Annotated in this window: 2 protein-coding genes and 1 pseudogene; 1 reads left to right on the top strand and 2 read right to left on the bottom strand. The window is 36.8% G+C overall.

Annotated features, from left to right (window positions below):
- Positions 1-854: 854 nt before the first annotated feature.
- Positions 855-1133, top strand: a pseudogene (locus BCT81_RS29070) (hypothetical protein); the annotation flags it as partial.
- Between the two features lie 525 nt (positions 1134-1658).
- On the opposite strand, the gene BCT81_RS22415 reads toward BCT81_RS29070, so the two are convergent.
- Together BCT81_RS22415 and BCT81_RS22410 are read right to left on the bottom strand one after the other, a co-directional pair.
- Positions 1659-2840, bottom strand: coding sequence for an MFS transporter (locus BCT81_RS22415; protein ID WP_102425894.1), 1182 nt, complete (start codon positions 2838-2840; stop codon positions 1659-1661).
- A gap of 1 nt (position 2841) precedes the next feature.
- The coding region (locus tag BCT81_RS22410) for a hypothetical protein (protein WP_133152690.1) at positions 2842-3184 on the bottom strand (343 nt) is incomplete at its 5' end.

Genomic DNA, 3184 nt, shown 5'->3' with positions numbered 1-3184 from the left:
TAATAACTCACAATACTTGACTTACTACCTCGATGCTTTATTGGCCACTTCATTCACATACATTGTTCCTGAGCTAGAAAATTGAAGAACTTCTTCAGAGCCACGTTCAAGTCATGTCGGTCTCGCTGGAGCACACTTTCCTTTTCCACCAAAAGTGAAATTGACTATTAACCATTCCTTTAGTGATCGATTGAATGTCTCTCGCATTGGTATAGTCACATAGAAAATAATGAACAGGTCAACAACCATGGTATGTTTATTGGCTGTTTTCTTGTTCGTGGGCTTTTAGGTGCCCTAAAAGTTCTATTGAGTTCATACCTTTCCAATTCTTTGACTTCTATGTCAATGCAATACATTGCTTTGAGGCTCTTCAGAAATGAAATACCCAATGCCAAACTCTGCGATATCAGACTCGAACTGAGACTAAGCCCCTTTAGCATTATCGAAGCGTTGCTCATACACAAACGTGGACTTGGCTTGATCTTCAACTTCCAGAATCCAAGTCGTTTCATCCTTACCTCTATAAATCTGTTTACAGTGTTTTTATTAACTAAACGAAGTGGGGGGATAACCATGAAAACGCTTGACATTGCCGGTTAAACTAGAAAAACACTTTGATAAGGTCGGGAAACCGACCACCAATAGCTAAACGGGGTTGGCATGGATGTGACTAAAATTGCAACTCCTTGCTGATATAATCCATTCATTGAAAATCAATATGCAATTCGAAAAATAACTTCTATTAAAACTGAAAAGAACCAGTGCTTAAGTCTCCCAGAAATCATCAAAATCTCTCATCTTGACTACGAAAAGAGTAGCTACCGCAGGGAACTCTTTGATGAGCTGGGCGTTATGCGGCTAGTAATGCATTGTTAGAACTAACTGAACAGAGATATTGTATTTATCCTAATCAAGTTCGATCACTAAATTGGCAGATTGGTATAACGGGATCTATCTCGCATACTAATTCACAATCGATTGCCGCTGTTGCGTCAAGCGAAGTTCATCCTATTTCGGGTATCGATATTGAAGAGTGGATTGACGCTGAAGTTGCCGATGAAATTGGAAAAGAAATTCTAATTTTTGAAGAATATCAAAGGTTAGGGGAGTGTAGGCTTTCGTATCAGCAATAGGTAACATTGATTTGTCCGTAAAAGAGAGCCTTTACAAAGCGCTTTATCCTACGGTTAAACGGTATTTTAGTTTTGAGTATGCTTCTGTAAATAATATTGACTGTGAATTAGGGTGTTGCACTATTTCGTTAGAAAAAAACTGTCCGAACAATGGCAGAACGGAGCGAGCTTTAAAGTAAGGTTTTCCAAAAGTACAGAGGGAGTCGTTACTTTTCTTTGGGAAAGTTTATAGTAGGTCCAGACTTCAAGCTGAGTAATCTCGTTCATTTATGGACGAGTTAAACATCACCCCGACAACCGTAAATCACAATAACTCTTTGTGTGTGGTAACTGTGACAACACTGACAATACAGATATCGTTGGTACTCTAAATATTTTAGAGCGGGAATTCCGCTTGCTGGACTGTGGAGAGTAGGCATTAGTCACTTGATGAATCAGGAGTTTGCACCTAGAGCCATTTAGTGTGACCAATGTAATGGGAATCCCCTAGCGACTTCGCTAGGGGAGGGGGCCAACAAATATTAGTTACGGTATTTGTACAAATACGCCTTGTTCTTTTAAAAATGGAGAGCGTAAAACCAATACCGTAATTATTAGAAACATTGTAAGAGCAAAAAACCAAGCTAACTCAATACCTAGCCAATCAGAAAGAAAGGCAAGAAATATAGTTGAAAAAACAGAAAAGAAAATAAACAACCCTTCATTGTATGCCATTGCATTACTTATTCTTCCTTTCGAAGTGTAATTCATAATTAATGTATTTCTCATAACTCTAATATAAGAATGGCTTAAGGCTAAAATAAATAACATTACATATAAAGAATAAATCCCTGCATTTAAATAAGGTAGAAGCATAGAGAGAACAATTAAAGAAGAAAAGCAAATATAGTGCTTCTTAAAATCTTCTATTGATTGTGGACTAGTAAGGCTACCAACTATAGCTCCTAATCCATAAGGGATAACCATGATCCCAAAATCACTTGATAACGCATTAAAAGAGTTGAACAAAGGGGGGTATAGTACATTTAATGAAACAACTAAGACATATGGCGCAATAGTTAAGGTGATTATTTTATTATTATCCCCACATTGAAAGCCCGAAGTGTAAGCATGCTCCAATTTATTGCGATGTTGGGGGGGGGTGACTGGCTTCTCATTCTCAATCCAAAACGAAATCATTATAGAAGCAATAAAACAAATTAATCCGAACGAACAAACATAAACAAGAGAGTCATCACGAATAAATATATACGCAAACCCTCCAGAGAAAACAGTAATTCCTTGCCTAACAACCTCAAGGCCCTTATTGGCTTTGTGTATAACGCCATCTCTAAACTTACGCTTAACATAAATACTACGCACAACTTGATCCGCAGTCTTTACCATAGTGAGAATTGCTGTTGCCAGTACAAGCAAAGTCAAGTGATAAAAAACAGGTAAACTCTTGATGTCTCGGTAAGTTATAAGGAATAAACATACGAGAGTGCCCAAGGTGTATATGCCAATTAATACTAATCTGGACCTATACTTATCAGAGAGTCTACTGATATAAGGAAGGGCAAAAAAAGAAAATATATAACCAGAAACTAAGACATATGAAAGGTACATGGAAGAATCAAAGATATTTTCTACGTACCAAGAAATAGCCGTAATAAAAACAGAGATAGCAACACCTGAAGTAAATGATGAGAAAAATATGAAAAACACCCTAACTCCTAAAAGAAAAAATCATAGTGGAATGTGATGTTATTTTTTTACTTTTAGCAGATCCTTGTTGCTTAACGATTTCGTTCAAAACAGCATAACCTAGCACACCAATTGCGTCATATAGTTCTGTCATCTCGTTTTTCAACAGCTTTATTGGAGATTTTTTTAGGTATTTATGTAATTGGTCGATTATCCACTTAACTCTAACCAAACCGTTAGAAGTCATACCGTGTTGCTCAGAATAAAGCAATTGCTCTGTTAATTCGCTTGCTTGTTTATCTGAAAGCTGCGCGTCAACAAATATTTTTTTGAACATGCTTTGTAATAGCTCTATGGCTATTTTC

This window comes from Vibrio sp. 10N.261.52.A1, from assembly GCF_002876325.1.
GTDB lineage: Bacteria > Pseudomonadota > Gammaproteobacteria > Enterobacterales > Vibrionaceae > Vibrio > Vibrio chagasii.
This window is presented reverse-complemented; position numbering and strand designations above follow the sequence as displayed.